This window comes from Streptomyces sp. NPDC022552, from assembly GCF_055561875.1.
The window spans coordinates 296,646-323,177 of the sequence record NZ_JBVHGJ010000006.1 but is presented as its reverse complement, the minus strand read 5'-3'; the positions used below and the strand labels follow the sequence as shown (position 1 = coordinate 323,177).

Annotated in this window: 24 protein-coding genes and 8 pseudogenes; 13 read left to right on the top strand and 19 right to left on the bottom strand. The window is 68.1% G+C overall.

Going from position 1 to position 26,532, the window contains the following annotated elements; translation table 11 throughout:
* Positions 1 to 12: 12 nt before the first annotated feature.
* Entirely contained in the window at positions 13 to 864 is an 852-nt protein-coding gene (locus ACZ3OF_RS19280; protein WP_467305744.1) for a class I SAM-dependent methyltransferase, read from the bottom strand.
* Positions 865 to 927: 63 nt separating this feature from the next.
* On the opposite strand from ACZ3OF_RS19280, the gene ACZ3OF_RS19275 reads away from it, so the two are divergent.
* Positions 928 to 1,563, top strand: coding sequence for a TetR/AcrR family transcriptional regulator (locus tag ACZ3OF_RS19275; protein WP_467305742.1), 636 nt, complete (start codon positions 928 to 930; stop codon positions 1,561 to 1,563).
* A gap of 170 nt (positions 1,564 to 1,733) precedes the next feature.
* Here the strand turns inward: ACZ3OF_RS19275 and ACZ3OF_RS19270 are convergent.
* The 4 genes and pseudogenes from ACZ3OF_RS19270 to ACZ3OF_RS19255 all read right to left on the bottom strand — a co-directional run.
* Positions 1,734 to 1,970: pseudogene (locus ACZ3OF_RS19270) on the bottom strand (transposase); the annotation flags it as partial.
* Positions 1,971 to 2,137: 167 nt separating this feature from the next.
* Positions 2,138 to 2,233 (bottom strand): annotated as a pseudogene (locus tag ACZ3OF_RS19265) (IS5/IS1182 family transposase); the annotation flags it as partial.
* Between the two features lie 55 nt (positions 2,234 to 2,288).
* A pseudogene (locus ACZ3OF_RS19260) lies at positions 2,289 to 2,369 on the bottom strand (GNAT family N-acetyltransferase); the annotation flags it as partial.
* Between the two features lie 365 nt (positions 2,370 to 2,734).
* A complete protein-coding gene (locus ACZ3OF_RS19255) occupies positions 2,735 to 3,979 on the bottom strand; it encodes a GDSL-type esterase/lipase family protein (RefSeq protein WP_467305740.1) in 1,245 nt (414 codons plus the stop codon).
* A gap of 259 nt (positions 3,980 to 4,238) precedes the next feature.
* Between ACZ3OF_RS19255 and ACZ3OF_RS19250 the strand changes: the two are divergent.
* Positions 4,239 to 5,157 (top strand): annotated as a pseudogene (locus ACZ3OF_RS19250) (YihY/virulence factor BrkB family protein).
* Positions 5,158 to 5,201: 44 nt separating this feature from the next.
* On the opposite strand, the gene ACZ3OF_RS19245 reads toward ACZ3OF_RS19250, so the two are convergent.
* A complete protein-coding gene (locus ACZ3OF_RS19245; RefSeq protein WP_361680253.1) occupies positions 5,202 to 5,864 on the bottom strand; it encodes a class I SAM-dependent methyltransferase in 663 nt (220 codons plus the stop codon).
* Between the two features lie 552 nt (positions 5,865 to 6,416).
* Here ACZ3OF_RS19245 and ACZ3OF_RS19240 point away from each other — a divergent pair.
* Complete coding sequence (locus ACZ3OF_RS19240; RefSeq protein ID WP_467305737.1) at positions 6,417 to 6,875, top strand: hypothetical protein; 459 nt, start codon at positions 6,417 to 6,419, stop codon at positions 6,873 to 6,875.
* 580 nt (positions 6,876 to 7,455) lie between these two features.
* Here the strand turns inward: ACZ3OF_RS19240 and ACZ3OF_RS19235 are convergent.
* Both ACZ3OF_RS19235 and ACZ3OF_RS19230 read right to left on the bottom strand, forming a co-directional pair.
* Positions 7,456 to 7,878 carry a DUF6003 family protein gene (locus ACZ3OF_RS19235; protein WP_361444296.1) on the bottom strand — a complete coding sequence of 141 codons (423 nt, stop codon included), beginning with the start codon at positions 7,876 to 7,878 and terminating at the stop codon, positions 7,456 to 7,458.
* Between the two features lie 572 nt (positions 7,879 to 8,450).
* A pseudogene (locus ACZ3OF_RS19230) lies at positions 8,451 to 9,610 on the bottom strand (RNA-guided endonuclease InsQ/TnpB family protein).
* Positions 9,611 to 9,693: 83 nt separating this feature from the next.
* Between ACZ3OF_RS19230 and tnpA the strand changes: the two are divergent.
* Positions 9,694 to 10,046, top strand: a pseudogene (gene tnpA, locus ACZ3OF_RS19225) (IS200/IS605 family transposase).
* A 265-nt stretch (positions 10,047 to 10,311) separates the two neighbouring features.
* Here tnpA and ACZ3OF_RS19220 read toward each other — a convergent pair.
* Positions 10,312 to 10,549, bottom strand: a pseudogene (locus ACZ3OF_RS19220) (FAD-dependent oxidoreductase); the annotation flags it as partial.
* Positions 10,550 to 11,341: 792 nt separating this feature from the next.
* Between ACZ3OF_RS19220 and ACZ3OF_RS19215 the strand changes: the two are divergent.
* The 5 genes from ACZ3OF_RS19215 to istB (ACZ3OF_RS19195) all read left to right on the top strand — a co-directional run bounded on the left by ACZ3OF_RS19215 (position 11,342) and on the right by istB (ACZ3OF_RS19195) (position 14,561).
* Positions 11,342 to 11,554: a hypothetical protein gene (locus ACZ3OF_RS19215; protein WP_467305734.1), complete on the top strand. Its 213-nt coding sequence runs from the start codon at positions 11,342 to 11,344 to the stop codon at positions 11,552 to 11,554.
* Positions 11,555 to 11,621: 67 nt separating this feature from the next.
* On the top strand, positions 11,622 to 12,209 hold the full coding sequence (locus ACZ3OF_RS19210; protein WP_361680265.1) for a TetR/AcrR family transcriptional regulator: 588 nt from the start codon (positions 11,622 to 11,624) through the stop codon (positions 12,207 to 12,209).
* The gene (locus tag ACZ3OF_RS19205; protein WP_361680268.1) at positions 12,206 to 12,586 is read left to right on the top strand and encodes a hypothetical protein; all 381 of its coding nucleotides are present in this window, start codon (positions 12,206 to 12,208) and stop codon (positions 12,584 to 12,586) included. Before ACZ3OF_RS19210 ends, ACZ3OF_RS19205 begins: the two co-directional genes overlap by 4 nt.
* Before the next feature lie 296 nt (positions 12,587 to 12,882).
* Positions 12,883 to 13,767, top strand: a complete 885-nt coding sequence (locus ACZ3OF_RS19200) for a Mu transposase domain-containing protein (RefSeq protein WP_467305733.1) — start codon at positions 12,883 to 12,885, stop codon at positions 13,765 to 13,767.
* Entirely contained in the window at positions 13,764 to 14,561 is a 798-nt protein-coding gene (gene istB, locus ACZ3OF_RS19195; RefSeq protein ID WP_467305731.1) for an IS21-like element helper ATPase IstB, read from the top strand. Before ACZ3OF_RS19200 ends, istB (ACZ3OF_RS19195) begins: the two co-directional genes overlap by 4 nt.
* A 94-nt stretch (positions 14,562 to 14,655) precedes the next feature.
* Here istB (ACZ3OF_RS19195) and ACZ3OF_RS19190 read toward each other — a convergent pair whose 3' ends face one another.
* Complete coding sequence (locus ACZ3OF_RS19190) at positions 14,656 to 15,222, bottom strand: GNAT family N-acetyltransferase (protein WP_467305730.1); 567 nt, start codon at positions 15,220 to 15,222, stop codon at positions 14,656 to 14,658.
* A gap of 218 nt (positions 15,223 to 15,440) precedes the next feature.
* Here ACZ3OF_RS19190 and istB (ACZ3OF_RS19185) point away from each other — a divergent pair, with 218 nt between their 5' ends.
* Complete coding sequence (istB, locus tag ACZ3OF_RS19185; protein ID WP_467305728.1) at positions 15,441 to 16,202, top strand: IS21-like element helper ATPase IstB; 762 nt, start codon at positions 15,441 to 15,443, stop codon at positions 16,200 to 16,202.
* Between the two features lie 131 nt (positions 16,203 to 16,333).
* On the opposite strand, the gene ACZ3OF_RS19180 is transcribed toward istB (ACZ3OF_RS19185), so the two are convergent.
* From ACZ3OF_RS19180 to ACZ3OF_RS19155, 6 genes are all read right to left on the bottom strand, one after another.
* Positions 16,334 to 16,984: a hypothetical protein gene (locus ACZ3OF_RS19180; RefSeq protein ID WP_361680275.1), complete on the bottom strand. Its 651-nt coding sequence runs from the start codon at positions 16,982 to 16,984 to the stop codon at positions 16,334 to 16,336.
* A 292-nt stretch (positions 16,985 to 17,276) separates the two neighbouring features.
* Complete coding sequence (locus ACZ3OF_RS19175) at positions 17,277 to 17,519, bottom strand: hypothetical protein (protein WP_361680277.1); 243 nt, start codon at positions 17,517 to 17,519, stop codon at positions 17,277 to 17,279.
* On the bottom strand, positions 17,516 to 17,758 hold the full coding sequence (locus ACZ3OF_RS19170) for a hypothetical protein (protein WP_361680280.1): 243 nt from the start codon (positions 17,756 to 17,758) through the stop codon (positions 17,516 to 17,518). Before ACZ3OF_RS19170 ends, ACZ3OF_RS19175 begins: the two co-directional genes overlap by 4 nt.
* A 155-nt stretch (positions 17,759 to 17,913) precedes the next feature.
* The gene (locus ACZ3OF_RS19165; protein WP_467305725.1) at positions 17,914 to 18,234 is read right to left on the bottom strand and encodes a PadR family transcriptional regulator; all 321 of its coding nucleotides are present in this window, start codon (positions 18,232 to 18,234) and stop codon (positions 17,914 to 17,916) included.
* Positions 18,235 to 19,065: 831 nt separating this feature from the next.
* Positions 19,066 to 19,305 (bottom strand): hypothetical protein, encoded by a 240-nt coding sequence (locus tag ACZ3OF_RS19160; protein ID WP_361680286.1) that lies wholly within the window; start codon positions 19,303 to 19,305, stop codon positions 19,066 to 19,068.
* Positions 19,306 to 19,492: 187 nt separating this feature from the next.
* Entirely contained in the window at positions 19,493 to 20,749 is a 1,257-nt protein-coding gene (locus ACZ3OF_RS19155) for a PP2C family protein-serine/threonine phosphatase (protein WP_467305722.1), read from the bottom strand.
* A gap of 1,397 nt (positions 20,750 to 22,146) precedes the next feature.
* Between ACZ3OF_RS19155 and ACZ3OF_RS19150 the strand changes: the two genes are divergently transcribed.
* The 3 genes and pseudogenes from ACZ3OF_RS19150 (at position 22,147) to ACZ3OF_RS19140 (ending at position 24,059) form a co-directional block, all read left to right on the top strand.
* Positions 22,147 to 23,175 (top strand): phosphotransferase family protein, encoded by a 1,029-nt coding sequence (locus tag ACZ3OF_RS19150; protein WP_467305720.1) that lies wholly within the window; start codon positions 22,147 to 22,149, stop codon positions 23,173 to 23,175.
* A gap of 85 nt (positions 23,176 to 23,260) precedes the next feature.
* Positions 23,261 to 23,748, top strand: a pseudogene (locus ACZ3OF_RS19145) (transposase); the annotation flags it as partial.
* Positions 23,688 to 24,059: a DUF4259 domain-containing protein gene (locus tag ACZ3OF_RS19140; protein WP_467305858.1), complete on the top strand. Its 372-nt coding sequence runs from the start codon at positions 23,688 to 23,690 to the stop codon at positions 24,057 to 24,059. The pseudogene ACZ3OF_RS19145 and the gene ACZ3OF_RS19140, both read left to right, overlap by 61 nt.
* Before the next feature lie 257 nt (positions 24,060 to 24,316).
* Here the strand turns inward: ACZ3OF_RS19140 and ACZ3OF_RS19135 are convergent, their stop codons facing one another.
* From ACZ3OF_RS19135 to ACZ3OF_RS19125, 3 genes are all read right to left on the bottom strand, one after another.
* A complete protein-coding gene (locus ACZ3OF_RS19135) occupies positions 24,317 to 24,496 on the bottom strand; it encodes a hypothetical protein (RefSeq protein WP_361680296.1) in 180 nt (59 codons plus the stop codon).
* 362 nt (positions 24,497 to 24,858) lie between these two features.
* Positions 24,859 to 25,272 carry a peptidoglycan-binding domain-containing protein gene (locus tag ACZ3OF_RS19130; RefSeq protein ID WP_361444500.1) on the bottom strand — a complete coding sequence of 138 codons (414 nt, stop codon included), beginning with the start codon at positions 25,270 to 25,272 and terminating at the stop codon, positions 24,859 to 24,861.
* A 535-nt stretch (positions 25,273 to 25,807) separates the two neighbouring features.
* Entirely contained in the window at positions 25,808 to 26,311 is a 504-nt protein-coding gene (locus ACZ3OF_RS19125; RefSeq protein WP_467305715.1) for a GNAT family N-acetyltransferase, read from the bottom strand.
* Positions 26,312 to 26,532 lie beyond the last annotated feature (221 nt).

Here is a 26,532-nt window from a genome sequence, read left to right as displayed (position 1 = left end):
TGATGTCGTTGATCACCTGGCAACGGCCCCGCCACCGGTCGCTGTGACGATCCAGACCGACCCGATGATGCGGACACCGTCCGCGGTCTCGAACTCCATGAGCGCGTCGCGCACTTCGGCATGGATTCGCGCGATGGTTCCTGGGTCGACGTAGCGCAGGTTGAAGCGCGTCGAGCCCATGGAGAAGATGAAGTCGGCGGCGTCGCCCGCGTCGGCGCCGAAGGTCATGGGCGCCTCGACCGGGTCCACGTCGATGTCGGTGAACCCTGCGGACGTGAGCACTCGGCGGATGCGCGCGGGGGCATGGAGCGACCCCATCCCCCTGGAGGCCGGGGATGCCTCGCGGAGGAAGGGCGAGAGTGCGGCAGTAGCGCGGGCGAAGGCGCTGTCCAGGTCGCCGGGCCGCGGGCCGAGGAACGCGAGTCGGCCGGCCGGCTGGAGCGCACGCCTGAGGTTGGTGAAAGCTGCGACGAGGTCAGCGAAGAACATGACACCGCCACGACTGAGGAGGACATCGAATCCATCGTCGGGAAACGGGTGCACCTGCGCATCGCCCTGCTCGAAGGTGACGTTGTCGAGGCCTTCCGCCGCGGCGTCGCGGCGGGCGCGATCCAGCATCGGCGCGGACAGGTCGATTCCCACGACATGTCCGTCGTGCGCCCGCAGCGACGCAAGGCGCGTCGTCTGGCCGGTTCCGCAGCCGACGTCGAGGACCCGGTCCGGGGCCGCGATGTCCGCGGCGGCGAACAGGGGGGCATTGAACACGCCCATCATCGCGTCGTAGCGCTCGGGGTGTTCGGCCCAGTGGATGCCCTCCCAGTCGTTCCAGGCCGCTGCTTGTTGATGGTTGGTGTGGGTGTGCACGGCTCACGCTCCCCATTGTTAGAGTTAACCTCTAGAGTCTGACTCTAGATATAGACTCCAGCCATGCGTGAGGGCAAGGGGAAACAAGGCATCAAGGCCCAGGAGACGCGGCGGCGGATCATCGAGGCCGCCGGCGCACTTTTCGTCGACCAGGGCTACGGGGCGACGAAACTGCAGGAGGTCGCCGACCGGGCAGGCGTGGCGGTGCAGACGATCTATTTCGTCTTCCGGAACAAGCCCGCTCTGCTCAAAGAACTTGTCGACGTCGCGATCGCGGGCGACGACCAACCCGTGCCGACGATGCAACGGCCGTGGTTTGCGGAGGTCACGTCCGCACCCACCGCCGAGTCCGCACTGGCCGCACTGGTCAGCGCCACCCGCAGGACGCTCGAACGCGTCGCGGCCATCAACGAGATGGTCCGCGCTGCGACAGCGACCAACCCGGAGATCCGGGACTTGTGGCCGGACCAGGTAGACCCGCGGTACACGGTTCTCTCGACAGCGGCGAAGTCCCTGACCCAGAAGCCAGGCGCCCGCCCCGCCGTCCCCGCCGAAGAAGCGGCAGACATCCTCTACGCCGTCCTCAGCCCGGAGCTCTTCCTGGTCCTCACCCGCGACCGCGCATGGCCGCCAGCCAAGTGGGAGCAATGGGCGTACGACACCCTCGGCTCTCAGCTGTTGGCCGCCAAGAGGCCCTGATCGACTCCAGCCCGTGTCGACTACATGCCCGCCGCATCCCTGGCATCTGCGTTCGCGCCGGGCAACCGAAGCTCGCTGTCTGGTTCGCGGAGGTAGGCGACGGCGACGGCGCGGACCAAGATCGACGCGCTGGGTGAGCCGAAGCCGCTGGTGCGGCTGCGGGCCTGGGTGCGTTGGGTGCCCAGTCCGGAGCCGTGCTTGATGCCGCGGCGGGAGATCAGCGGCTTTCACGCCGAGATCCAGGCCCATGCGGCGGTACTCGGCGTGTTCGTAGCCTCGGTCGCTCAGCACTGTGGCCGGGCGGCGCCGGGGCCAGCCCCGCTGGCCCCGCACCGGCGGCACGGCTTGGAGGAGCGAATTCAGCTGGGTGACGTCGTACGATTGCCGCCGGTCAGGGCGGCGGCAAGTAGCAGCTCGGGACGGCCCAGTCGATACAACGACATGGCTCCGGCTGCAGCGTTGCAGCCGGGACCCTGTCCCGGTCACCGACCGACGCTCATCGCCCAGCGCACGGAACTGGGGGCCTGCGCGTTGACGGACGCGGAGTCGCGGTCGTGCTTGAGGCCGAGAAGCCGACGAGGAGGGGCAGTCCGTTCGCGTCCGACAGGACGTGCATCTTGGAACCCGGCCTGCCCCGGTCCACGGGGCTCGGACCTGTGAGATCGCCTCTCGAGGTGGTGCCGGCGACGGCTAGTTGTGGCCGACCCCACGAACCCTCATGGCCCGTACAGGGCGTGCACCTCACCGTCGCCAGCCGCCTCGTCGACCATCAGCGTCACGTACGGCTCGTCCCTGGCGGAGAGCAACGAACCAGCAACCTTCCGACCGTGGTGAACCACCGCGTCCAACCCGCCGTGCCCACACCGGGACGGCAAGAACCGCGTCGCAGCACCCAGCCATTGAGATCCCACCGTTACGAACGAGCCCACCGTAGCCTCGTCCAAGGCCGCTACGCCGATGGCGACCTGAATCCGGAGGCTCCACCGTGAGGCCCCGCACAGTTCCCAACCCGGCGGGGCCTCCCCCGAAGACCGGCACACTGGCCTCACTGACCTGCAGCCACGCGCACAGCGACCGTTGCCTGCACCACCGCCTCACCGTCGAGCATGGTGGCCACGGTGACGCCGGGGTGCGCTCGGGTCCGCCGGGTCACCCCGCGCGAGGTGGCGACCTACGGAATGGTCAGAGCGCAGACGCGGCTGGTGGGGTCGAAGACACGCAGGTCTCTGATCATCTTCTTGGCAAGGAAGAGGTGGCCTCGCTGGTCCGGGTGCAGCCCGTCGCCGAGGAGGTGTAGAGGAACCGTGCCGCCGTTGGTCGCGAGCCAATATGCGTGGTGGTCGATGAGCACGACGCCCGACTCCTCCGCGACCTCGCGCATGATCTTGACGTAGTCGGCAAGGGCGGTGTGGTTCGGCCACCGGTTCAGGTCGACCGGATTGGGCGTCTGGAGCAGGGGTACGGCCCCGCCGGGCAGTGCGCGGACGTTCGCCACGAGCTTGCGCAGGTTGGCCCGGTACACGTCGCGTCCGGTGGAGGCCGTGGCGGCGTCGTTCGTACCCAGCATGATCGACACGACCTTGGGCTGGAACGCAGAGACCCGTGCGGCGAACTTCGCCACCAGGTCGTTGGTGGTGCTTGCGCTTACACCGGTGTCGATGACGAAGTCGCTGTGCTTGGGCTTGCCGAGTTCCCAGCGCAGCCGCTCCTGGAAGTGCTCGGCATAGCTGCGCCAGCCGTTGGTCCAGAGCGCGCCATGGGTGATGCTGTCTCCCGTGGTCAGCCAGACGGCCGGAGTATTCGAGTTGAGGATCGAGGAGATCGTCCCGAAGTCGACGAGGTCGATGCGCACACTCACTGCGGCCACCTCCCTCGCGGACAGGACGCGGTCGTAGATGGCGACGCGCTTGATCGTGCCCGAGTAGAAGCCTTCGCCGCCGGGATGCTCGCTGTCGACACTTCGCGCGATGTTGAGCGCGGTGAGGTTGGCTGCGCTGCCGAAGAAGTTCGCCTGACCCGTGGTCAGGACACGGCGCCCGTCGGCGTAAAAGGTGGTCCCGCTGCTGGTGACGGTGATCGCGACCGAATGCAACATGCCGTCGTCGTACATGGTGCGCGTGAGGTGGTTCTGCTTGACGACTCCGTTCTCCCGCACGGAGAACTGCAGCCTGCCGGAACTGATGCAGGCTGTGACGTCCGTCGCCGGCCTCGTCCGGTCCGAGGCGCTGACCAGCGTCATCGCCGGGTTGCGGCTCGTCGTGCTGAAGGTCACCAAGATCGTGCCCGCGGCAAGCCCCCGCACCTTCGTGATCTCCGTGGACAGGTCGGTGTACGACTGCCCGTCGTAGACCCTCTCGACCCGGTGGTCCAGCACGGGCGGCATCGGCGATGCCGCGAAGGCCCGCCTGAACGGCATAGCCAGCGTAGTGGGCAGGGCTCCTGCAGCGAAGAGGACGGATCGTCTGCGCACGGTGATTCCTCTGCGGTCGGAGGGTCGCTCGCACGCTTCCGGCACACGGCGAAGTGCGATGCGTGCAAGAGCGTCGTCACCGTGCCTAACGGATCACGGGGATGGCGGGATGCGATCGAGCGCGTGCCTCGGTGAATGCTGCCGCGCGGCGACGTAGGACTCAGCTCCCCCGCGTGGCCGCAGCAGGACGCTACGTCAGCCGGGGGTGTGTCGTAAGACGAGCGGAAGTCACGTAGGCGTACGGCATACAGAGAGAAAGGCAACGGGGAGCCTGGCGCGGGACTCGTTCGTACGGTTCCGCTACGCCGACGGCTTCAGCCACTCGCGCGCGCTGGCGCTGCAGACGGTGCTCTCCCTCGTGCCGCTGGCGATCGTGGCGATCGGCCAGTCCGGGGTGCTGCACACGGAGGGCATAGGTCGGGTCGCCTAGCTGACGATCCGTCGGGTCACCAGCGGCCCCAATCAAGAGATGGTCGACGAGGCACTGCGGCTGAGCCGCCGGCACGCGGGCGTGGGGGGCCAGGCGGCGCTCTGACTGACCTGCTCTTCTCGCTGGTCAACGTCACCACGAGCCTGTGCCAGGTCGAACGTGGCGCCAACCGTGTCTACGGCGTCGAGCGGGACCGGCCCTTCCTGAGCAAGGATGCGCGGGAGACGGTGATGGCCGTTCTGGCCGGGTTGCCGCTGGGGCTGAGTTTCCTCCTCACGGTCCTCGGCTCCGATCTGACGCGGGCGTTCGCGGAGGTCTGCGGCGTCGGGCCGGACGCCACCCGCGCCTGGGAGGTGCTGCGTTGGCCGGTGGGTGTGCTGCTGGCCGTGCCGGCCACCAGCGCGATCTTCCGGCTCTCCCCGCGACGGGACCAGCCCGGCTACACGTGGCCGGCCTTCGGCGCGATCCTGTGTCTGGTGCCGTGGAACGGGGCGGCCTGCGGACTGAGTCTGTACGTCAGGGCGAGCGGTTCCTTCACCAGCGTGTACGGGCCGCTCAGCGCGATCATGGCGTTGCTGCTGTGGTCGTACCCGACGACGCTGGCCCTCTTCCTCGGTGTCGCGTTCGCGGCGCAACTGGAGAGGCTGTCCGGGCCGGCGTGGAAGAGCCGGCCGGACCCGATCCCGGCGTCTGAGGCCCCCGAGGCACGGGGCGTCGTGGCCCTCCGGTCGCGTCGTTTCAGCGGAGGCGGCGGGCGCGGAGGACGATGTCGTCGGTGTGGTGGGCGCCGGCGCCGCCCTCGGGGGTGACGCGGGGACGTTGTTCGTCGACCTCGATCCGCCAGTCGTCGTCGAGGAGGGCGGCGACCATGGAGGGCCAGACGTAGTCGGCCGGGTCGAAGCCGCCCTCGTCGGGCCGCTGGGTGTCCATGCCGGCGTGGTGGACCAGCAGGAGGACGCCCCCGGGTGCGACAGCGGACAGGAGGGCGCGTTCGGCTGCGGCGTCGGGGGTGCGGAGCAGCGCCGGGTACTGGGCGGAGACCAGGTCGAAGGAGCCCGGCCGCAGCTTCGCCTCCGTCAGCTCCGCGTGGATCCAGCGGACAATGGCGCCGGCGTCTCGGGCGTGGCCCACCGCCCGGTCCAGCGCCACGCCCGAGACCTCGAGCGCGGTGACGTCCCAGCCGCCGTGCGCGAGCCAGACGGCGTCGGCGCCTTCGCCGCAGCCGACGTCAAGTACCCGGCCGGGTGTGAGGGCTGCGGTCTCGGCCACCAGCGCTCCGTTGGGGCGCCCGCTCCAGAGTCGGTGGCGGTCCGCGTAGCGGTTGTCCCACTCGGCCCGTACGGTCGGGTCTCCCCGGTACGTGTCTGCGGGCGATCCCTCTGCTGCGATGTGTTCGGTCACCGGGCCACCGTCCCTGAAGGTGGGTTCACGACGCCACTGCTGTTGCCGCTTCGGCAAAGGCCGAGGGTGTATCGGGAACGTGATCCAGCCTGGCCTCTCGTTCGATCTTCATCACAGCGGGGCGAACGCGGGGGTGGGAGCGGGATGAGGGTTCATCGATCGCTGGGTGGCGGGCCGTGTCCGGTGCTGTCGCCGCGCTGGCGACACCGATCGTGTCTCCCGTCGGCGCGGCAAAGGCGCCGGCCGGCACGCCGGCGGTGCGGACGGTCACTGCAACGTGTGTGGTGACTACGCGGCCCATTGCCGGAGCGAACTGTCGACGGCCGCCTGGGCCGACGGGATCAAGGGGCATGCCGGCAAGTGGGAGCCCGACGTGGTGCTGCTCCAGGAGATGTGCAAGGGCCAGTTCGACCGGCTGCGGGAGATCCTGCGGCTACACCGGCGTGTGGACCAGAACCCAGCCCGCGGACGGCTGCGGGAACGGGGGCGACGACAAGAGCTTCGGCCAGGTTCGCCCTCCTGGTCAGAGCACCCAGCGGCCTGGTGACCGGGATGGCCGCCGAGAGCCACTCCCCCGGGATTCACGCCCTGTGGGTGTCCCTGCTCCGGGGTGACTACCCGCTGGGGCACAACAGAGCCGTCCTGCACGGCGTACCGCCCTCGCGCCCCCTCAGCGTCCCGGCTCCTGGTCCGCACGTGTGCGGACTTAGTCGACGGCCGCCGCCGGAGCCCCACGGCGACCCGGCCCCGACGCGGACGTCGCGCCGGGATCGCGCCCTGCCGAGCGGGCTCGGCAACGGGCCTCAACTGCACAGCAGGACCGCGGTCCCCAGGGCCCTCGGGGTCCGCCTGCGCATAGCGTGGCGCTCGCTCGTCCTCGGCGGCCACCGGGGCGCGGGGCTGCTGCGGCTGCTCGACCACATCCTCGCCGCGGAGCCGCGCGAGCAGCAGCCGCACTTCGCCGACTGCTCCCTGATCACGTCGACCGAGCCGCAGGGACGGCAACCCTGAAACTGGCCGAGCATGACGCTCCCCTCTGAACCGAACAGGGCACCCTGGAGGTCGCCGCCGCGCACGGCATGGCTCTGGGCATCGCCCCCGACCTCGACCACTGACCTTCCACGGTGATTCCGCTGCCGAATGCGGGCGCACTGATCCTCTACACGCACGGCCTGACGGAGGGCCACGCGGGGACGACCGGGAACCGCATCGGTGTCGAACACCTGCTCGCCCTGATGGACCGGCTGCCGCCTGCGGATCCGGGGCACGCACGTGGACCTCCTCATCGAGGAGACCCGCGCCCTCAACGCCGGCCGGCACACGGACGGCCTCGCCGTCCTGCGGCTGGGCCGGGGGCCGCGCCACTGAGGTGCGGGCGGCTGGGCGGCGGCGCACGGAGCCCTTACGGAACCAGGGCCCGCGCCTGGTGAGGCGCGGGCCCTGGTTTCTTCCTGCTGTCCACGGCCCGGGGGCACAGGCGCGGACATGCGATTCGAGCGGTCCCCACCGCTCACGGTCTGCTTGCCCCGAACCGCCGCCTTCATGACCGGTGTTCGGGCCGTGCCAGGCGGTCGGTCTCCGCGGTCCGCAGTCAGGCGGTCAGACGCGCGATGTCCTGCGGGTCCAGTCCGGTGAGCTGGGCGATGCGCTGCGCGGGGATGCCCGCGGTCAGGGCGCGGTGGACGAGAGCCTCCCACTCCTGGGTCGCGTCGCGGAACCCGAGCAGTTCGTGCTCCATGTCCGTGACGGACTGGGGGGCGCACTCCTGCTGGACGCGCAGCGTCTCCTCCTCGCTCAGGGGCACCGGCAGCCGCTCGGCGTCCTGCGGGATGAAGACCTCCGCCTCCGCAGGAAGGATCCTGACCTCCTCGGAGGACGCGGAGACGCCGTGCGCCTGCAACCAGCCGTGCACGGCTGGTGTTTCGGAACATTCGAGCGCACCGAGGGTGGCCAGGGCCGCCCCGATCCGAGGGTGCCTGGGAGGGAGCAGGAACAGGTATGCGTCATCAGCCATCGTGTGGACATCGCCTTCTCGGTGGGCCATCAGCGGCGCACTGATGCTAGCGCTCTCACGGCCTCGCACCTCTTTCGCCCAACCGCTGTACGGAGCGGCCGGACTTCGCCCCCGGACGTGGCCCTCCCATCACCGACGCGCCTTTCGCCCATAGACTGGCGCCGACCGGGTCGCCCACCGTGCGCCTCGCCCGCATGCGGCATCACTCACGCATGCCTTCCTCGGACCACAAGCGCCGATCCGCGGTCAGATGTGCCCGCTGAAGCCCGCCTGGTAACTCCCGGGTGGTGCACAGCGTGACCGCACCCGAGACGACGTCCGACGCTCGGTCTGCTCCAGCAGTCCGGATGCGTAACGCCCGGACAACACCGTCGACACATACGCGAAGTCCTGGCGGGTGTGGACCCGATTCTGGACGGCCACCGGGTTGCCCGACCGCTGGGCGATGGTGCAGCCAGTGGTAGCAGGTCAGCCACAGAACGGTCCGCTAGTCAACTTGACCCGGCCCTAAGGACCGGGCTTGGAGGTAGCTCCCAACTGGCTGCGGGGTCGGCTCCTCCGTCCAGACACCCCTAGGGGGTGGCAGGGACGCGTGACTCACGCCCCGCAGTCCACACGGTTACGCCGCGTGCGGCGATGTTGTGGGACGCGTTGTCGTCCGCGTTGGCCAGGAACCCGCAGGCCCTGCACGCGAACGTTGCTTGATCGACTCGGTTCTTCCGGTCGATGTGGCCGCACTCGGAGCATTGCCGGCTGGTGTACGCCGGATCGACGTACACCAGCGGCACCCCGGACCGACGCGTCTTGTACTCCAGGAACGCGCCGAGTTGGTGGAAGCTCCACGAGTGCAGCCAGGTCCGCTGTCCTTTCGGAGCCGTACCCGGCTGCGGATGCCCGTGAGGTCTTCCAGGGCGATACCGGAGCCGGTGCGTTCAGCGGTGGTGCCGATCGTCTTCGAGACGATGTGGTTGATGTTGGCGGTGTGCCGGGCTTCCTTGCGGGAGCGCTTCTTGAGCAGGCGTTTGGCGGACTTGGTCCCCTTGGCCTGGAGCTTCTTGCGCAGGTCGAGCTGACGCTTGCGGTGCCGATTCAGCCCGCGTCCGGCAGCGCGGTAGCCGGTGGACGTGGTGGCGATGTTGACGATCCCCAGGTCCACGCCGACGAACCCGGCCGGGTCCTCGTTCAGCGGGGCCTCGGGCACCTCGCACACCGCGACCAGGTAGAACACGCCGTCGCGCTCGATCAGGTCGGCCTCACCCTTCCGGCAATCCCGGAGCGTCTCGAGTGCGCCGGGCGAGCAGGCGAAACGGACGCCCTTCAACCGTCCGGCGGTGGTCCAGATGCTGACGGTCTGGGCGTCGTACTGCCAGGACAGGCACCGGTCGTCATACGGCTGGGCCGACTCGGGCCGGAACGTGATCGGCTTCGACTCGGCCTTGATCCGGCGCTTCGATCCCGGCTTGCCCAGGTTCCCGGCCCGGATGTTCGCCTTCAACGTGGTGTAGGCGTCACAGGTCTTCTTGATGACGTGCTGTGCAGCCTGGGCCCCGAGTCCACGGGCCTTCAACTCGGCGTAGGCGTGTTAGCGCAGCTCGTACTCACGGGGAATGCCCCGCTCGAACGCGACCATAGACACCCAGTTCGCGGCGTCGTTGACCGTGCGCAGGGTCGCGGACAGCGCGGCGGCCTGGTCGGCCTCCGGCATCAGCTTGATCTGCGTCACGATCTTCATGTGGATCACCGTACCTACCACGCTGGGAGCCGAACCCTAATTTCCGCAGGGGCCGCACGGTCGTCTACACCCTCCACGCTCACTTGGTCTTCACCCCCAAGTACCGGCGCGGACCGTTCCCCGACGAGATCCTCACGCGCTGCGAAGAGATCATGCGGCTCGTCTGCGCCGACTTCGAACCGAGCTGGTCGAGTTCAACGGCGAACGTGATCATGTGCACCTCCTGGTGCACTATCCGCCCAAGGTCGCCATCTCCCGACTGGTCGGCTCTCGCAAGGGCGTGTCGGCCCGACTGCTGCGCAAGGAGTACGACACACATCCGCAAGTACCTATGGGGCGACACTTCTGGTCCCCGTCCTACTTCGCAGCTTCTGTCGGCGGCGCACCGCCGAGCATCATCACGGAGTACATCGAGAACCAGAAGCGTCCAGGCTGACCGTCACGACGGAGGCGCAGAGAACTCCGGCGCTTCGCGCCTCCGGGCTCGGGAAGCGATTCCTCCCGGGCCTGAAGGCCCGGGGTTCCTCACTAGATCACGCTGAAACTTGATCGGGTGATGTCGGGACGGTTCGCCTGACAGCGGTCTGCTGGCTCCGGTAGAGGTCCTGGGTGGTGATACGCGCAGGGCGGTGGGCTGACCGACGCCGAGAGGGGCGCACGGGAGGGGATCCGTCTACGGGCAGTCGCCTGCTTCGAGGGACCCGCGTGCTGATCCAGCCATACACCGCCGATGCCGAGGCCGAGGCCAGGTCAGCAAGTTCCTTCACGGCGCGCGGAGTCAAGCCGTCTCCACAGACCTTGTCCTTCCGGAAGACCGGCCTTCTCCAGGAGCAGGACGCCGTGGCCTGCCAGCGCCAAGTAGTGAGCGGCGGTACAGCCCGCGGGGCCCGCGCCGACAACGATGACATCCGCCGAATGGCGCTGTGGGGATGAGCTCAGCCGTGAGCCGGCCGAGCCCGTTCAGCGTCGAGCCGGAGCCCGGCGCGCTCTCCTTCGTCATGCCGGACGGGGTGAAACGGTGGGTGTGCCGGAGGAGTTCGGGGGCATGGGGGAGCTGAGCGAGCGGTCTCTTTCCAGCCGTCGCCTGCAGGCACTCCCCACCCGCAGGCGACGGCACTGTTCCGCGCCTGAGGCGGGCTTCCGCCGCATGGTCTTGTTCGCCGCAGACTTCTCGGCGGCCGCCTTCTTCGCAGGCGCCCTTCCTTGGCCGCGGCCCTTTGGGCTTCGGCATCTCGTGGACTGTGACGTGTTCGCCGGCGCTCTCGCTGCGGGCTTCCCTCGCTTTGGCAACCGACCGCTCCAGTGCTGCCACCAGGGGCGACGACCGGCCCGGCCGGCGCGGTCTCGTCTGGAGGAGCGCCTCGACCTGGTCGTTGGCTCAAGCCACGCCCCCTGGTGCCCCGCAGGTGCCGGACAGGCATGCCGGGCGTTCGGGCCGTCGCCTCACCCGTCCTCCGGCCGGTCTTGCCCATCGGATTCGCGGCCCTACGCCCACGGCGGATGAAAGGCAGGACTTGGAGGCTGCAGTGATGGACCTGGACGACCGGCCCGCGAACCTGGACCGGCTCCTCGCCCTCACCGGTACCCTCGAACACCTCACCGCGCCGCTCCCCGCACGCGCGTCATCCCGCCGCATGGCGTGCAGCAACAGGGCGTACCCAATCGGGCGGACCAGTCCTAAACGCTCCCGACCGCGCAGCGCGAACGACGGCCATCTTCTGGGGAGCCCCGGTGACCGGTAAGCCGTTCATGTTCGCCACGCGCTGGGACGCGGCCTCCTACCTTCGCAACTCCACAGGCGGTGGCAACCTCGCGAACAAGGACGGCGCGGCGTTCAGCATGATCGCAACCCCCGAGTGCAGCTCCCAGCCCGGCGCCCCCGAGCAGGGCGGGGCCGAGCACATCAAGCAAGCGCTCACCGACCCGAGCACCACCAGCCGCTGAACGCGCGGACCTGAAGGGCAGGCCGATCACTTGTTTACTTTACGGGTCGACCCGTAAGGTAAATGCCGTGAACTCCTCTCCGCCCTCCAGGGGGCGCCCTAGGGATCCCCGATCGCACGAGGCGATCGTCGGCGCGACGGCAGAGTTGGTCGCCGAGGTCGGCTACGCCGGGACATCGATCGGGGCAGTGGCCGCGCGGGCCGGTGTCGGCAAGGACACGATCTACCGGCGGTGGCCCGGCAAGCCGGAGTTGGTCTTCGAGGCCGTCTTCACGACCACCGATGACGCTCCGCCTCCGGACACGGGAACGCTGGCCGGGGATCTGACCGTGCTGCTGCAGGGCTTGGTCGACGAGTTCCACGCACCTGCCGCCGCGGCGGCGCTCCCAGGGCTGCTCGCCGACTTCGCCGCCGATCCGGAACTGAAGGCGCGCATCCGCGGGGACTTTCTGGCCCCGTCGAAGGAACGGCTGCTGGTCATCTTCGAGCGCGCCCTGTCGCGCGGGGAGATCGCGGCCGAAACGGACGTGGACCTGGTCCTGGACACCCTGGCAGGAGCCGTGTTCTTCCACGTAGGGCTGATCGGGGAGCACCCTGACCCGCAGCTGGCCACAGTGCTGGCCGCTGTCGTGACCAAAGGAATCGAGGTTCGATGAACGGCTGGCTTCTCGCGGCAGGGATCTCCGCGCTCGGCGTGGCAGCGGTGCATCTCGTCGGCGGGCACCGCGACGTGGTGCGCCCGCTGCTGTCCTGCGGGCTCGCGGACGAACCGAAGCGCGTCCTTCACGCCGTGTGGCACATGGTGAGCGGTGACCTGGTGCTCTCCGGACTCGCTCTCATCTACCTGTCCCTGACGGACGGCACGTCGGGCACCACCCTGGCGGTATGGTTCATAGCCGCGCACTTCACCGCGTACGCGGCAGTCTTCTTGGTCGTCACGCTGTCCGTCGGCTGGCCCAGACCTCTCCTCCGCCTTCCCCAGTGGATCCTGCTGCTCCCTGTCGCGGTGCTGGCAGCCGCGGGTACCGCGTAGCCGCACACTCGGAGAGCCTCCCGCGACCGCCGCTGTGCGCACGAGGAGCAGCGTGGAGAGCAGCCCTACCACGAGCGCGGGCACGTGCACGTAGCCGCCGGCGCCCGGTGGGCCGCTGATGGCGTCGGGCAGGGTGACCCCGACGACGGTGTCGCTGACCTCGTTCAGGTACTGGCCTCAGCTGATGGCCACGGTGGAGGCGGCAACGCCGTACTCGAGGACCAGGCACCAGGCAACGAGGTAGGCGGCTCCCTCGTCGAGGGCCCGGCATCGAGGGCGCCCATGAGAAGGGCGGAGTGGAGGGGCAGATCGGCTACTTCCGCCGCAACCACTTCACGCCGGTGCCCGAGGTCGACTCGTTGGCCGAGCTGAACGAGCTGGTCGATCAGTGGGATCTGCACGACGGGCGGCGCAGGATCGGTTCGCGGCCGCGGACCATCGACGAGTACTTCCAGGTCGAGCGCCCGCTGCTGATGCCGTTGCCGGAGGAGTCGTTCGAGACGGGCCGGCTGTTCACTCCGAGGGTCGACCGCTACAGCCAGATCGCGGTCCGCATGAACCGCTACTCGGTGCCGGTCCGGCTGATCGGCAAGCGGGTCCGGGTGGTGCTGCATGCCTCTCACCTGGTGGTTTACGACAGGAACGTGGAGGTGGCACGGCACGAGCGGCTGATCGCGAAAGGCGGCTGCCGCCTGGATCTGGACCACTACCTCGAGGCCCTGATCCGCAAGCCGGGTGCCTTTCCCGGCGCCACCGCGCTCGAGCAGGCCCGCTCGGCGGGCAAGTTCACCCCGGTCCATGACGCCTGGTGGGCCGCGGCGGTCAAGGCTCACGGAGACACCGTCGGCACCAGGGCCCTGATCGAGGTGTTGCTGCTGGCCCGTCACGTCTCTCACGAGCACCTGGTCGCCGGTCTGGCGACTGCTCTGCGGGCTGGGGCCCTGACCGCGGACGCGGTCGCGCTTGAGGCCCGCAAGATCGCCCAGGCCGAGGACGAGCCGGCCGGGACCGCTTCGCGAGCCGGCGGCGCGGGTGAGGCGACCGTGACGTTTCTGCACGAGTGGAGGCTCGCGCATCTTCCCCCGGACACCAGGCCGCTGCCCTCGGTGACGCACTACGACCAACTGCTCCGACGCCGTCGCGCCAGCGGCGGTGAACACCGCGAGGGAGAAGCACAGTGACCCTGCCCCGCCAGCGAGGACTGACCGAGCAGGCCGCCAACACGGCCATCGACACCGCCTGCCGCCTGCTGCGGCTTCCGTCGATCAGGAACGAGTTCTCCGACATCGCCGACCGGGCGATGAAGGACCAGATGACCTACCGCGGCTTCCTCGCCGAACTCCTGATGGCCGAGTGCGACGACCGGTCCCGGCGCCGTTCTGAGCGGCGGATCAAGGCAGCGGGTTTCCCCCGGGACAAGTCGTTGCGGACCTTCGACTTCGACGCGAACCCCAACATCGACGCGGCTGCCATCCACACGCTCGCCAGCTGCGATTGGATCAAGAAGAGCCAGCCTCTCTGCCTGATCGGCGACTCCGGAACCGGCAAGTCGCACATGTTGATCGCGCTGGGAACCGAGGCGGCGATGGCCGGCTACCGGGTCAAGTACGTGCTGGCGACCAAGCTGGTCAACGAACTCGTCGAGGCCGCCGACGAGAAGCAGCTGACCAAGACGATCGCCCGCTACGGCCGCGTCGACCTCCTCTGCATCGACGAACTCGGCTACATGGAACTCGATCGCCGCGGCGCCGAACTCCTCTTCCAGGTCCTGACCGAACGCGAGGAGAAGAACAGCGTCGCCATCGCCTCCAACGAGTCGTTCGGCGGTTGGACCAAGACGTTCACCGACCCCCGTCTCTGCGCGGCCATCGTCGACCGCCTCACCTTCAACGGCACCATCATCGAGACCGGCACCGACTCCCACCGCCTCGCCAGCACCCGAGCTCGCGCCGAGGAGGCAGCCAAGGCCGGTTGATCTCTGCCGCTGCCTGCCTTGACGGCCCGCCGCCCGGAGGGCGGCGGGCCGTCAACGGGAACCACCTGAACAAAACCTGCTCGGCTGGCCGCGTTCAGCGTGCTGTTGTCCGCGTGTTCCATTGATCCGCAGTCATCCGCCATACGACGTCGATCCCCACTTCGCCAGGAGCGACTGGCCCTTCCGGTGCTTGTGAGCGTTCGATCTCGGTGAAGCCCAAGCGGCGGGCGACGGCTCCGCTGGCCGGGTTGGCAGCATCGTGATGGATCTCCAGGTGGTCGACGCCCGCCATTCGGAAGCCCTGACGGACAAGAGCCGCCGTGGCCATCGTGGCCAGACCCCGTCCAGTCGACTGAGGGTGAAGCCAGAAACCGATGTCAAGGCCGCCTGCACCGATGCGGCGATTAAGGCTGCAACTGCCGATCACCGCAGCGTCAGACGTGATCGCATAGTGGAAGCCTTGTCTGGCCTCCCACTCTTCCTGGCTCCAGGCGAGGAAGTCGACGGTTGGCTGTCTGCCATGGCCGGCTGCCCACGGCATCCATGGCATCAGATGGTCCAGAGACTCACAGATCGCCTGTTCAAGGGCGTCAAGATCGCTCATGCGCCACCGGCGCAGTTCAACCAGGTCAGAACTAAGATTTTCGGCAGGCTCTTCCATGCGCCAGATGCTCTCGCAGCTGAGCGGGTGCCGACAGCGAATTATCAGCTGCCCATGGCTCAAGCAGCCACGATCGCGACTCGTCAGCCGAGAGTGCCGCCGTTTCTCATGAACATCCGCAGAGGCCCGGGCCCTCCCTCGCCTCCCAAACTGGTGGACAAACGCTGCCATCCAAAGTGAACAAAGCCAGACACCATGATCTGGCGCGGCTGCTATTGATGGCCGCCAACACGGCCATTGACACCGCCTGCCGCCTACTGCGTCTTCCGTCGATCAGGAACGAGTTCGCCGACATCGCCGACCGGGCGATGAAGGACCAGATGACCTACCGCGGCTTCCTCGCCGAGCTGCTGATGGCCGAGTGCGACGACCGGGCCCGGCGACGGTCGGAACGGCGGATCAAGGCGGCCGGATTTCCCCGGGACAAGTCCCTGCGGACCTTCGACTTCGACGCGAACCCGAACATCGACGCGGCCGCCATCCACACCCTCGCCAGCTGCGAGTGGATCAAGAAGAGCCAGCCGCTCTGCCTGATCGGCGACTCCGGCACCGGCAAGTCCCACTTGCTGATCGCCCTGGGAACCGAGGCCGCGATGGCCGGCTACCGGGTCAAGTACGTGCTGGCGACCAAGCTGGTCAACGAACTCGTCGAGGCCGCCGACGAGAAGCAGCTCTCCAAGACCATCGCCCGATACGGACGTGTCGACCTGCTCTGCATCGACGAACTCGGCTACATGGAACTCGACCGCCGCGGCGCCGAACTCCTCTTCCAGGTCCTGACCGAACGCGAGGAGAAGAACAGCGTCGCCATCGCCTCCAACGAGTCGTTCGGAGGCTGGACCAAGACGTTCACCGACCCCCGTCTCTGCGCGGCCATCGTCGACCGCCTCACCTTCAACGGCACCATCATCGAGACCGGAACCGACTCCTACCGCCTCGCCACCACCCGAGCACGTGCTGGGCACGCTGCAGCCAGCTGACTCCCCCCACACCAATCGGCCACCCCGTACTCGGGGCCGACTCAGACATCGCTCCAGGAGGTCCGCTTGTTCGTGTCCGCCGCCAGCACGTGGCGGCGGACGCCGATCCTCTCGTGCACCCCCAGCATGTTTCAGGAGGCTGCGGCAGCCTTCTGGATACGGGGGACGAAGAGCTGGGCCAAGGAGTGGACGGTGGCCGGGTCCAGGGAGCTGCCTCCCCCATCCTCCAGCCTTACCTCGGCGATGACCGTGCCCAGGCACATGATGAGGTCGAGGCCGTCCAAACTACCGGCGTTGCGGTAGTACGCGTGCCCCTCGACGCCGGGGACCGGCGCCACCTCCGCCTTGGCGTATTCGGCCGACCAGTCCTTCTCTTTGCTGCACGCAGCCTCGGCGGCCTTTTTGTCGGCGTAGGCCTGGATGTCGAAGTAGGCGTTCTCGCCGGCCGCCTCGAACTTCACCGAGCCGTTCGCGATGCGGGTGCAGTCCCAATGCGTGTCCGGACCGCACTCCGCCGCGGACTTGGGCTGATCCTCGATGTTCGCGCGGCCGGTCTTCGGCTTCCAACCCTTCATCGCCCCCGGGTCGGGGAGCGCCTGCCGGAACCGGTCCTCGGTGTTGAACACCGTGTCGAAGTCCGCCTTGCCGCCCTTCGGCTTGCCCGAACCCGCACCCGTGCCTGCATTCGCGCCTGATGCCGACTTGTCGTTAGCCGGCGGCTTCTCCCCAATCGGATCGGAGCCGCCGCCACCACAGGCGGTGGCGAAGGCCGCCAGCGCCATCAGAACCGCCACCCTCGAACCAATGCCGGACCTCAACTGCATTCCCCGTTCCCCCTGGCTCATCGGACCAACCCATCAGGCTGTCGCATCGTCAGATCATCCTGGCAGCTGACCCCGATGATGATCAAACGGTGCCCAGCCTCGGAGACGATCGCGACGGCTGCTCCGCCCTCGGTATCGACCGCAAGGCGCTGACGTTCCGCGGCACCGTTCCCCGAAGCAGGTCAGCGAGGAGTCCACCGAGAAGGGCGACGCTGCCGTCATTTCCCATGAACATCCAGAGCGCCGATGATCACTGAACGCCGCCGGAACCCACGAACAAACGCTGTCGGTTGAAGTGAACGAAGCCAGCCGCCCACTCTTCCGCGTAGCGTTCGCCGTCGCCGGTGAGCCGGGCGATCAGTGCTGTGACCCGTCGCTGTGGACGCGTCCGCCCGAGGATCTCGTCGCGCAACATGAAGGTGACGACGATGAACTGGACAAGGCTCACCGATCGGCCGATGCGGCGGAGCGTTCGGTGCCAGAGGCCTGTCATGCCGTCTCCCTGCGCTTGTGGAGCCGAAGTGTCCAGGCCAGCGCGGGCGCCGTCCTGATCAGGAGGCGGGCGCGGAAGCCCCAGCGGACGGTGAAGTCCTCGTTGCCCTTGTCCTGGCACTCCGCCGCCCACTCCTCCGCCCACCGTTCTCGGTCGCACTTGGGCAGCAGGCGCGAGGAGAGGTCGGAGATGCGGGGGCCGCGCTGTGGGGGAGCCCCCTTCCGCGGGTTGTTCATCATGAGGAGGAGGGGTGGCTCGGGCGGCTCTGCGTCGGAGCCAACGTCTGAGGCAGCTCGTGCGGCGGCGGGCCGCGCCCGAGGACTTCCTTGTGGCGGTCGTCCCGGGCTGGTTCGCCCTCTTCGTAGGGGCCGTAGTGGGTGTAGCTGCTCATGGGCTATGCCCCCGTGCTGCCAGGGGCAGGCCGGAGCCGCGCCGAGGTGGTGCCGCCGTTGTAGGACTGGGCGAGTGCGATGCGCGCGGACTCGGCGCCTCCGGGAGAGAAGCGGTAGTAGCGGGGGCGGGGCGGGTCGGTCTTCTCGATCTCGTTCTGGTCTTCCCAGAAGGACTCGAGCCAGCCGGCGTTCTCGAGGCGGGCGAGGATCGGGTGAATGGTGCCGGTGGGCAGGCCCGCAGAGTTGGAGAGTTCCAGGCCGTAGCGAGCTTCGGCGGGGGTCTCCAGGAGGGTCCGCAGCACCAGTTGAGTCTGGAGCGTCATGCGCGGATTCTTTGCCATGCTCAAACTCTGGTGTGGCGCTGAACTGGGACGCAATGCCGCTATGAGTACCCGTCATGCCTGTTGTCGTGCGCGAGACTTCGGTGACGGGCAGCAGGGCAGGTCAGCCAACCCCTGGCGAAAGATGGTGATTTCGGGTTGACGCTCGTCGAGTCCTTGTCGAGGCGGCGCCGGGCGGACTCCAGGAGGGCGTCGAAGCGTTCGTTCCTTTGATGGCTGCAGCCCGCCGCTTCCCCGTCGCAGGTTGTCGCGGCGATCGGCGATCTCGGCCATCTCGGCCTCGGAGTAGGGCATCGGTATGGTTCCTACTCGGCTCTTCGCCGAACGCAGGGACGGAACCGTAGCCGTACCAGCCGGGAGCCCGGCCCTCTCCTACGTCCTCGATCACCTTGCTGCTGAGAGCATCGACCTCAAACGGTGCCGCGACCAGGAAGACCTGCGGGTCGAGGCCGGCCTGTCCGACAGCGACCGAAGCGACGGGGACGGGCCCGCACGTCGCCCCCGCGCTCCCGCGGCGGCCGCCGGCCGCGCATCGTGTTCATCGAGCTCGCCGAGACCCCGGTCCGGACTCTGACGACCGTGCGTATGGCCCGGCTCGACGCGGTGCTCCACGAGATCGCCTCCGACCCCTGCAACGTGGAGCCGGACGCCACCGCGTCGGCGCTGCGTGACTACCAGACTCCGGCGTCCGGATCCTGTTCTACGCCACCGCGGTCGGCAGCATCCTGCTCGTCGAAGTCGACTGAGCGCGCTGACCACGGTCGAGCGCGGCTCCGCTCCAGGCGAAGCCGCGCTGATCCCTTTCTGTGGGTGCTACGGCGTGGCGTGGTCGATGACGTTTCCGTTCGTGCAGTTGTTGGCGTGGTTCCCCACCCAGTCGCCCAGGACCGGAACGACGGCAACCTCCTGGAGGCAGACCGCGGCGGCGGTGAAGTTCCAGTTGTTGGCGGCGTTGACGCCACCGCCGAAGTTGCTGTCATTGTCTGCGTGGGCGGGGCTGGCGAGTGCTGCGGTGCTCAGGACGAGGGCAGCGGCCATGACGATCTTCTTCATGGCTGGGCAACGAACCGTCAGGGCCCGAGACACGGGCGTATGGACCGTCCGTGCATTCGTCGTCCCCAGGACCTCCTACAGGACCCGGGGGACGAAGGACGGCCTCTCGCACGGCCCCTCCCGGTCGGTCGGCTTGGATCGGTTCGCGGGATGCCGTTCTGGTTCATCAGGTCGGTACAGGTGCGCCTTACACGTGCGGGCGTACGGGCGTGGGCGGGTGCCATTCGGCCAGGAGGATGGTGGCGTCGTCGGTGAGGCGCTGATCTTGGTGGAGGAGGAGGTGCAGGATGAGTCTGCGGAGCGCTTCCGGGGCTGGATCGCCCGATGCCATGGAGCGGATGACGGCATCGGCCAGCCGGCTCTCGCCGAAGAGTTCGCCGCTGGAGGAGCGGGCCTCGGTGACGCCGTCGCTGTAGAAGAGGACGCGGTCGCCGGGTTGCAGGGGTTCGCGGTGTTGCCGCGGGGGGTGATCTGTGTGGAATCCGAAGCCGAAGGGGAGGTCGGCCGGCCGTTCGAGGGCTTCGGACAGGACCCGACCGTCTCGGATCAGCAAGGGTGGCGGATGGCCGCAGTTGATCCAGGTCAGTTCGCCTCGGATGGTGTCGAGGTTGGCGACGATGCCGGTCATCAGCCGCTCCGGGATCCACTGTGCCAGGGTCCTGTCGATGGCGGACGCGATGTCCCGCAGACCGCCTCCCGCTCGGCGGGTGGAGCGGCATACCGCGAGTCCGACGGCGCTCGCGCCGCCGGAAGCGAGGTCGTGCCCCATGGCGTCCAGGAGGGTCAGGTGCAGCCGGTCCTCGGTGAAGTTGTGGTCGAAGGCATCCCCGCCGACCTCGTAGGCGGGTTCCAGCACTGCGGCTGAGGTCGCCCGGCTGGTTCCCACCGTGCGCGACGGGAGGAACGCCCACAACAGTTCAGCCTGCAGAGTCATGGGGCGACTACGTTCCCGCTCGACGAGCAAGTCGCTGTGGCTGGCCTTGGACACGACAAGCAAGGTCGCCAGACTGGCCAGGGCGCGATACATGCCATGCGCTCCCGGGGCGGGGCTGCTGACCTCCATCACCCCGACTCGCTCGATCCCGTCGACCATCGGAATCCATGCTGTACCGGCGTCGACCGTCAGCTGGGTCTTCTGGGTCCGGTACGCCAGGCCCGCTAGCGAGTTGTCGACGTCCAGCCGGCCGTCCTCCACTCCCCCGCCGGGCTCGGAGAGCGTGTACCCGAGGGCACCGCTGCGCGAGCGCTCCGATGCGAGCGGCAGCCGTACCAGCCACACCTGCTGCAGATCGGAGACATACAACCGGGCCCCCGCCGCGCCTAGCCGTCGGGCAGCCTCATCGATCAGCACCGGTACCTCGGCGGCCGACGCGCTGTGGGACCGTTCGAGTACGTCCGCCAGGACCTCATCGGCCTGGTCGCCCGCCGCCCGCGCAGTGCTCATCAGCCGCGTGCCTCAGCGCAGCACAGGTTCACGCCGGTCCCCTTCACACTCGTCCACCGCTCCTCGGAAGTTCATACTCCTCCCCCGCTGCCCTCTCGGCCTGAGACACGAGGCTAAGCCGGGCGGCTTTGTGGGACCGGGTCCGGATGGGCCGTGATGCCCATGCGAACCGCGCAACGAATCGAAGGCTCGTTGGGCCGCGCTCATATTTCGGCGGCACACCTCTGCGGCTGTCACCGCGTTGATCACCGGCCTGGACGCCATGCGACCCTCTTCGGGCGATACCGGTCCAGGGGTCGTCTGCCCTACCCGCTCGACGAGGCTGCCCTCCTCCGTCGGCCGGCCGAGTGGACGCGCGAGGTGGCTTGCTGATCAGGCCTGCCAGGCCAGACGGCGTACTGCACCTTCAGACCCTGCGCGGCCCTCGACATCTCCCATCGCGCCGCAGCCACGTTGGAGATCGAGACTCTTCTCTTCGCGCACGCCCCTACAGCAGGGTGAGAGTCCAGCTGCCAACGGCCGGGCCGTCGCACGCCTGCCTCAGGTGTTCGCGCCCGCGCCCGGCGACTGTGCGACGACGTGGGAGTCCGTCAGCGGTCAGGTTCTCCTGCCTGTCGGTGTGGAAGCCCGCATTGCCGCACCCAGGGGCCGGGAGTCACGAGCGCGCTGACCGGCGCAGGGCGCCAGCCAGGTTCTCTATGCGTCAGCGGTGCCAGCCGGGATGCGGAAGCGTTGGCGACGTCCGTGTCTCGGGAAGCGCCGGCGATGGTCGACGGGATCCGGCCGTCTGACCGTGACGGCCAGGTCCCGAGGTGAAGACCCTCCTGAGCGCGGGGAGGAACGGCCGCCTGGCCCAATGCCCCGCCGATCCGCCCCCCGCCATCCGGGCAGAATGCGGCTGCTGCCCTCGGGTGGCAGCGAAAGTGGGTCGGCGTCGGCCGGCTCGTGGCCTCGGTTTCACCCGCCGTCTACCAGGATGTGTTCGGACCCGATGAGAACAAGGGCACCAAGACCAACTACTGCGGCACCTCGTCCTGGGGAGACCTCGCCGCCGGCGACTACTACTTCCGCCTTGAGCTCATCAACGGAGGCGCGACCGGATACCGCTTCTCGGCCACGGCTGTAACTGTCCGGTACTGACCGCTCTCGGCCCGCTCCGCCCGAGCATCTGATGCTCGCGACAGGCCGGGAACTCTTCAGTTGTTGATGGCCCGTTCAACGGTACTGCGCCGCTAGTAGCAGGCCTCGCCGAACCCTGATGGCCGCCCGCCTCGCGATCCCATGCCCACAGGCGGGCGGTCTGGCTGTCAGTGGCCTTGGAGGCCGTGCGGATAGGCGGAGCAACGCCCTGGCGTAAACCGCAGATCGCGCGCATGCGTGCGTGCGAACATGAGTCGATGTGGTCACAACTGCCATTCGGGGACGAGCTTCGGTCCGAGCTGGGTTCACCTCGTCGGGCTCGCCGACTGGGAAGCAGCCCGCGGTCTCGGGTATGGCGGGCCGAGCTGTCCGGCACACCCGTGGTGGTCAAGCAGCTCATCGACGCTCCGGAGGCGGCTGAGAGGTATGCCCGCGAAGTGGCGGCGCTGAAGCTCGCGTCCCGGGTTGACCCGCCCGTGGCGCCGATGCTTCTCGCCACCGATCCGGACGAACGTGTCCTGGTCCTTGAGCACTTGGATCACCAGCCGCCCCGCGAGGGCTGGGTGGTTGACTACGCCGCGGCATTGGCCAGACTCCATGCGGCGACCAGCACCGACGACACAGGCACACTCCCCGGCTGGTCCGGCCCAGCCCAAGGCGACATCGACTCCTTCCTCGAACTTGCCGGGGCGCTCGGCGTCGCGGTTCCGACCGGAGTCCGAGCTGAGCTGGACGACCTGGTAAACCGCCTGGCTGGCACACGGGGCCATGCCCTGCTGCATGGCGACCCCTGTCCCGGCAACGACATGCACACCAGCAGCGGAGTTAGGTTCATCGACTTCGAGCAGGCCGCGCTGGGTAATGGGCTCGTGGAACTCGCCTACCTGCGCATCGGTTTCCCGACCTGCTGGTGCGTCACGGCCCCGACACAGTCCCTGCTGCACGCAGCGGAGACCACCTATCGCGCGACATGGCGCGACGCGACGGGCACCGATGCCCAAAACGATCTCACCGATGCATGCGCTGCCTGGCTGCTACGAGGCGACGCACTGGTCCAGCGAGCCGAACGTGGAACCGTCGACCACTTGGCCGAGATCCCGAACCGGGACTGGAAATGGGGCACGGCAACGGCCCGGCAGCGACTCGTTCACCGTCTCGGAATCGTCCGCCAGATGGCCGCTGATGGAAGTGAGCTCAACGGCCTTGGACAACTCGCCGCTGCCATCAAGGGAGCCATGCTCACCCGATGGCCCTCGCTTCAACCACTACCCCTGCAAAGGCCGTAAGGGCGCCGGCCCGCAATCTGGCCTACGACGTGGCCTCGAACCACAAGCCATGGAGTTGCGGCGCTCTGTGGTCACTGGGAGACCTGTGCCTGCGCTGCCATCATGGCTGACCAAACCGCTTTGGGACCAATCCCCGCGGCCTTGTTGCCCGAGCGGCCGGAGTTCCGCCCGGACCATCCGCTCGGCTGCCACCGCCGGCGCATCAGCGACCGGGTCATCTTCGACAAGCTCCTGCAACTGCAGCGCTTCGGCTGTTCTTACGAGGCGATCGCCGACACGGCCTGCTCGGCTACCACGATCCGCAACCGCCGCGACGAGTGGATACAACTGGGCGTCTTCGCCCGGCTCAAGCAGATCGCGATGGAATCCTACGACCGGATCGTCGGCCTCGTCTTCGACCAGATCGCCGTCGACGGCTCCATCATCAAGGCTCCTGGAGGTGGCGAGGCCGCAGGGCGCTCACCGGTCGACCGCGGCAAGCAGGGCCTCAAACGCTCGGGCATCACAGACGGATACGGCATTCCACTGGGGCGTGTTCTGGCCGGTGCCAATCGCCACGACTCCCCACTGCTCGGTTCCAGCGAGTCACCGACTCGGGAGAGCGCGTCGATGGCGGAGACGGTGCCGAAGCCGTTGCCGCCGACGCTCTCGTCGCCAGCACCCTCCCGGACAGCTCCATCGTGATTGCCCCTGATGAGGGCCCCAGGGAACCGCTGCCCGAACTGCCTGCCTCGCTTCGCGCGTCGGCGAGACTCGCACTGGACCGGGTTCTCCAGGACGGATCAGAAAGGGCAACCGGCTGGGTGGACAGCGCCGACGCCGACCAGTGGCGCCAGGAAGTGCGACAGATTCTCCCAGCACTCCAAACACCCGCTGATCACTAGCCGTGACCGCTTCACGGAAGTCGTGCCAGAACCGCTAGAGATGAACGAACCATTGGGCGCCGATGCCAGGAGAGCTCAGCATGATCGGGACGTCGGAATGAGCTCGAAGGGCTTCCCCAGTGGCCTCGCCAAAATCGGCGGCCGCTTCGCAAGCAGCATCCAGCTGCAGCAGCAGGGCCCCAGCCTGTTTGCCTATATCCTCCTCGACCAGCGGGACCCGGTGCCGCGCCTCCCGCAGGAAGAGCTGCTGCAGACGCTCAGCATTCGGCCTCGATGTTCCTCGCCAGCCAGCGCGCTTCATCATGGCCGTCCGGCGCCAGAGCGGCAGCTTGGCAGCCAACGCGGGCGTCGGTGCCACCGCCGGGATTCAGCAGGCGTTGGGACGGGCCAAAACCACCCTGCTTGCCCTTGAACGCCTCCAGGGACGCCGAAAGCACGTCGTCAGCGGCTCCCTGGGCAGGCCGGGGCCCTGGGCTCGGCCTGCCCAGGGCCCCGGCCTGCGGCACACCACCCGCAGTGCCTAATGTCGCGCCGAATGGGCGTGCCTGCCCCGCTCCGTACTCGCGCTCGCCCCATTACCTTGGTCGGCGCACTCGCGGCGCGGGAGGTCAAGCCGTGGCGGTTCAGGCGGTGACGGAAGTGAGCACGCCCCTCCCGGTGGAGAACCGGGTCACAGCGACAGCCGCCCCGTGGTCACGTCGCCCGGACCGGACCCGGGCGACGTGACCACATCGGAGCAGACTTGCCGGACACACTTCACTGAGCCGTCGGCCTGTCCTGCGGCGGCGTCAGTTCCCCGTCATCCGCAGAGGCTGTCATCGGAGTAGGAGAGGTAGGCGATGCTGCTGCTGCCGGCGACGTACCACCGGCCCGCGCTGTTCCTGTACATGCTGCCGAGATCACTGTTGGTGCCGTTGTAGCGGATCTCAGACCCGTTCCAGAAGAGATTGTTGTCGGCTCTACCGAAGGTCTGTGGCCCAACCTCTCCGTCCGCTTTGAGTCCGCGATCGCTCTGCCACTCGATCGTTGCGGCTCTGGTGTTCGGGCCGAAGTCACAGTCGAGGCCTGACTGAGGCAGGTATCCATCAGCGATCAGGACTCCCTGCCACAGCCCGACCACGCTGTTGTGTCTGTTCTTGGTGGTGGAGAGTGGGCCCTCGTCTCCCCAGTCGTCCGTCACCGTCCCTGAGCCGTACACGCTTCCCTGTGCCACGCTCGCGTGCGCTGGTGACTGCACGCCCACTGCTACCACAAGCGCCGCAGCAGTGACCGCACTTCTCCAGGCCCAGATATGGTCAGAACGATTCAACGGAACCCCCAGCCAATCGTCTTGGACTAGACCGCGCGTACCGTCGCACGCCCTTTACCGCGTGTACAAGACATCCGGCGTCTGACCGGACCGGGACCTTGACGTTGTGATCGACGACATCACCCTGCCCTGGAACTTCGGTGTCATCGAAGGGCACGTCGACCGGATCAAGATGCTCCGTGATCACGGGGGTCTGTGCCCGTACTGCTGCCGGGGTCCCAACCGTGCCTATCCGCGCGGCCTGCAAGCGGAGAATGTTCGGGCAGCCTTCCACTTCTGGTATGCCTGGCCGTTGCAGTCCCACAACTCCAGGGCAGTGCCCGAGTCGGTACTGCCGTCCACGGGGGGAGACACGCCTGTCGGCGTTCCGACTGACCAGGGCGAAACCGAGCACCCAGGTTCGACCCGCAACCGAACCTCTCGGTACGACAAAAGCTACTTACGTGTCGGAGTGCTCCGGCAGGGTGAGCCAGTCCGACCAGGAGATCTCTCGGCCGAGGAAGCGCGGCCGCTCGAACGGCCAGTCGGCGGCGATCCACTGCGGCACCAGCTCATCGAGGGCCTGCTCGACCTTGCTGTCCACCAGCTCGTCCACCACCCACCAGGAGATCTCGCCGTCCGCGCCGGCCCTCTCCGGTGGGTCGATGTAGACGCAGCCGAGCAGAGCTGTCTCCGCCGCGTCGAACAGCGCGTAGTTGAAAGACTGGTGTGCGGCGATCTCCTTCTCGTGCCGCAACAGGTCGGCCTGGTCGGCCTCGTAGGTCATGGTGGCCGCAGGCCAGCCCCAGGCAGGGCCGAAGATGGTCCACAGCCGCTCGCGCGAACCCATCACAGCCGGATAGTCGAGCGGGGTGTCCGCCTCCCGGATCGGCCGCAGGTGATGACCACTGCCCGGCAGCGGTACCAGGACGGGATGGACGAAACTATCGGGGAGCCAGCTCATAGCGCCCGACCGTAGCAGCGCACGGCCCTCCGTTCCTTTGGATATTGCCCGTATACCGCCAGGACCGGCTCTCATGCCGGGCCGCACCCGCGATCACCCGATCGAGACTCCCGTTCGATCGACGTCTCCATGATCGGTACGGCAACGGCTTCTTACGCCCGCAAGCTCGCGTGCCTGCGATCACCATGGGCCCCGGACACGCCGATGATCAAGGAAGCAAC

What these genes read in the sequence shown, in the direction of transcription:
- ACZ3OF_RS19170 (WP_361680280.1), bottom strand. Translation starts at nt 17,758, where the DNA reads ATGATGAACAACCCGCGGAAGGGGGCTCCCCCACAGCGCGGCCCCCGC.
- ACZ3OF_RS19235 (WP_361444296.1), bottom strand. Translation starts at nt 7,878, where the DNA reads ATGGCTGATGACGCATACCTGTTCCTGCTCCCTCCCAGGCACCCTCGG.
- ACZ3OF_RS19175 (WP_361680277.1), bottom strand. Translation starts at nt 17,519, where the DNA reads ATGACAGGCCTCTGGCACCGAACGCTCCGCCGCATCGGCCGATCGGTG.
- ACZ3OF_RS19190 (WP_467305730.1), bottom strand. Translation starts at nt 15,222, where the DNA reads ATGGAAGAGCCTGCCGAAAATCTTAGTTCTGACCTGGTTGAACTGCGC.
- ACZ3OF_RS19150 (WP_467305720.1), top strand. Translation starts at nt 22,147, where the DNA reads ATGTGGTCACAACTGCCATTCGGGGACGAGCTTCGGTCCGAGCTGGGT.
- ACZ3OF_RS19205 (WP_361680268.1), top strand. Translation starts at nt 12,206, where the DNA reads ATGAACGGCTGGCTTCTCGCGGCAGGGATCTCCGCGCTCGGCGTGGCA.
- ACZ3OF_RS19180 (WP_361680275.1), bottom strand. Translation starts at nt 16,984, where the DNA reads ATGGCGCTGGCGGCCTTCGCCACCGCCTGTGGTGGCGGCGGCTCCGAT.
- ACZ3OF_RS19275 (WP_467305742.1), top strand. Translation starts at nt 928, where the DNA reads ATGCGTGAGGGCAAGGGGAAACAAGGCATCAAGGCCCAGGAGACGCGG.
- ACZ3OF_RS19240 (WP_467305737.1), top strand. Translation starts at nt 6,417, where the DNA reads ATGGCCGCCGAGAGCCACTCCCCCGGGATTCACGCCCTGTGGGTGTCC.
- ACZ3OF_RS19125 (WP_467305715.1), bottom strand. Translation starts at nt 26,311, where the DNA reads ATGAGCTGGCTCCCCGATAGTTTCGTCCATCCCGTCCTGGTACCGCTG.
- ACZ3OF_RS19160 (WP_361680286.1), bottom strand. Translation starts at nt 19,305, where the DNA reads ATGAAGAAGATCGTCATGGCCGCTGCCCTCGTCCTGAGCACCGCAGCA.
- ACZ3OF_RS19255 (WP_467305740.1), bottom strand. Translation starts at nt 3,979, where the DNA reads ATGCCGTTCAGGCGGGCCTTCGCGGCATCGCCGATGCCGCCCGTGCTG.
- ACZ3OF_RS19165 (WP_467305725.1), bottom strand. Translation starts at nt 18,234, where the DNA reads ATGACGCTCCAGACTCAACTGGTGCTGCGGACCCTCCTGGAGACCCCC.
- ACZ3OF_RS19155 (WP_467305722.1), bottom strand. Translation starts at nt 20,749, where the DNA reads ATGAGCACTGCGCGGGCGGCGGGCGACCAGGCCGATGAGGTCCTGGCG.
- istB (WP_467305728.1), top strand. Translation starts at nt 15,441, where the DNA reads ATGGCCGCCAACACGGCCATTGACACCGCCTGCCGCCTACTGCGTCTT.